Source organism: Anaerotignum sp. (assembly GCF_045122575.1).
Taxonomy (GTDB): Bacteria; Bacillota; Clostridia; order Lachnospirales; family Anaerotignaceae; genus Anaerotignum_A.
In genome coordinates this window covers 1-2,978 of sequence record NZ_JBGVHV010000016.1, presented here as the reverse complement: position 1 = coordinate 2,978, position 2,978 = coordinate 1, and the positions used below count along the sequence as shown (strand labels likewise).

At 48.0% G+C, this 2,978-nt stretch carries 2 protein-coding genes; both read left to right on the top strand.

The features are described from left to right. Positions 1-2,563, top strand: a 2,563-nt coding sequence (gene clpB / locus ACJMLT_RS00570; RefSeq protein WP_405724991.1) for an ATP-dependent chaperone ClpB, incomplete at its 5' end; no start/stop codon positions are given. 245 nt (positions 2,564-2,808) lie between these two features. Beyond that, a partial coding sequence (locus tag ACJMLT_RS00565) for an ECF transporter S component (RefSeq protein WP_405724995.1) occupies positions 2,809-2,978 on the top strand: 170 nt, incomplete at its 3' end.

The following is a 2,978-nucleotide window of genomic DNA, read 5'->3' as shown; positions in this document are numbered from 1 at the left end:
GAAATCTCTGGAAGCCATCCAGAACGCTCAGTCCAGCGCCATCGAATACGGCAACCCCATGCTGGATCAGCAGCATCTGTTACTGGCGCTCTTGCAGCAGGAAGACGGCCTCATCCCACAGCTGCTGCAGAAAATGGAAGTGAATGTAAACGGACTGACACAGGCTGTGGAAAATGAAGTGAAACGTTTGCCCCGTGTCAGCGGCGGCCAGACCAGAGTGGCGGTGGATGTGGAAAAAACACTGACTGCGGCAGAACGACTGGCAGAAAACATGACTGATGAATACGTTTCCGTGGAACATATTTTTATGGCAATGGTCAATGCGCCTAACAGTTCTCTGAAGGAAATTTTTCGCCAGTATAATGTGAATAAGGAAGACTTTATGAAAATGCTGGCAACGGTTCGCGGCAATACCCGTGTGACCAGCGATTCCCCCGAAGCCACTTACGATGCCCTGAAAAAATACGGCACCGATCTGGTGGAAAAGGCCAGAAGCAAAAAGCTTGACCCTGTCATCGGTCGTGATGATGAAATTCGTAACGTCATCCGTATCCTGTCCAGAAAAACAAAGAACAACCCTGTTCTGATTGGGGAACCCGGCGTTGGTAAAACGGCCATTGCCGAAGGTCTGGCCCAGAGAATCGTCAAAGAAGACGTGCCCAACAGCCTGAAAGATAAAACCATTTTTTCTCTGGATATGGGTTCCCTGATCGCAGGGGCGAAATTCAGAGGTGAATTTGAAGAAAGACTGAAAGCAGTCCTGAACGAAGTAAAGAAAAGCGAAGGCAAGATCATTCTGTTCATTGATGAATTGCATACTATCGTCGGCGCAGGCAAGAGCGAAGGCGCCATGGATGCAGGCAACCTGCTGAAACCCATGCTGGCTCGTGGTGAACTCCATTGTATCGGTGCTACAACCCTGAATGAATACAGACAGTATGTGGAAAAAGACCCCGCTTTGGAACGTCGTTTCCAGCCCGTTCTGGTCAGCGAACCTACGGTGGAAGATACCATTGCCATCCTCCGTGGCCTGAAGGAAAGATATGAAGTTTATCACGGCGTAAAAATTCAGGATCAGGCCATCATTGCGGCGGCAACCCTGTCCAATAGATATATTTCCGACCGTTTCCTGCCCGATAAGGCTATCGATCTGGTGGATGAAGCCTGCGCGATGATTAGAACAGAAATGGACTCCATGCCCATGGAACTGGATATCATCCAGAGAAAGATCATCCAGCACGAGATCGAAGAAGCAGCGCTGAAAAAAGAAAATGATAAACTTTCCATGGAACATCTGCAGGAGATCCAGAAGGAACTGGCGGAAATGCGGGATGAATTTGCGGCACTGCAGGCAAAATGGCAGAATGAAAAGGATGCCATCGGCATTGTACAGAAACTGCGTGAAGAAATTGAAGATGTCAACGCCGAAATCGAAGCGGCAGAACGCAAATATGACCTGAATAAGGCGGCAGAACTGAAATATGGCAAACTGCCTCAGCTGCAGAAGGAACTGGAAGAAAAAGAACGCTTTGCTGAAGAAAACAGCGGCAGAAACGTACTGCTGCGAGATAAGGTAACAGACGAAGAAATCGCCCGTATCATCGAACGCTGGACTGGTATCCCTGTATCCAAACTGATGGAAGGGGAAAGAGATAAACTGCTTCATATGGAAGATATCCTCCATGAAAGGGTAGTTGGTCAGGAAGAGGCCGTGACTAAGGTTTCTGAAGCGATTTTGAGAAGCCGTGCCGGCATCCAGAGCCCCAACAGACCTATCGGTTCCTTCCTGTTCCTGGGCCCTACCGGTGTAGGCAAAACGGAACTGGCGAAAACACTGGCGGAATGTCTGTTTGATGATGAAAAGAACATGGTTCGTATCGATATGACGGAATATATGGAAAAATTCAGCGTGTCCCGTCTGATCGGTGCCCCTCCCGGATATGTGGGCTATGAAGAAGGCGGCCAGCTGACAGAAGCAGTCAGAAGAAAACCTTATTCCGTTATCCTGTTCGACGAAGTGGAAAAAGCCCATCCCGATGTGTTCAATATCCTGCTGCAGGTATTGGATGACGGACGGATCACCGATTCTCAGGGCAGAACGGTAGATTTCAAAAATACAGTTATCATCCTGACCTCCAATCTGGGTTCTTCTTACCTGCTGGATGGCATCGACGAAACAGGCGAAATTTCCGACGACGCAAGAATGGAAGTGGAGGCATTGCTGAAACAGTCCTTCCGTCCCGAATTCCTGAATCGACTGGATGAGATCGTCTTCTACAAACCTCTGACGAAGGATAACATCACCCATATCATCAACCTGATCCTGAAGGATCTGAACGGCAGACTGGCAGACAAACAGCTGAAATGCGAACTGACAGAACGGGCGAAAAACCACATCATCGAAACGGGCTATGACCCTGCTTTCGGCGCAAGACCTTTGAAACGACTGGTGCAGCGCCATGTGGAAACCCTGCTGGCAAGAAAGATTATTGCCGATCAGGTAGAGCCCGGCGCAGTGCTGACGGTAGATGTGGATGAAGCAGAAAATTTTGTGGTTCTTTAACGATTTGCCCCCCCTGCGCAAGCAGGGGGCTTTTTTTGTCTGAATGTCTGAATAATTGTATGGATACAGTTGTATAAATTGAACCCGTACAATTTGTAACGATGGAAGAAGAAGGGTGTTCTGCCGCATATTGTCATGCTACAATAAAAACCGAAGTAACAAGAAGAGGTGCCTGCTTGTGGGTTTTGGTGAAGATGCTTTCCAGATCCGGTGTGCGGGCAATTTAAAGGAGAGGTAAAAAAGAAATGAACAGTACATATTCTATCAAAGACCTGACAAAAACGGGCATGATGGCGGCACTTACCTTTATTGGTATTTATGCCGTTAAAATTCCTTCTTTGCATGGCTACTCTCACATGGGGGATTGCATGATTTTTCTGGGGGTATTGATTTTGGGCACCAAAAAAGGTGCACT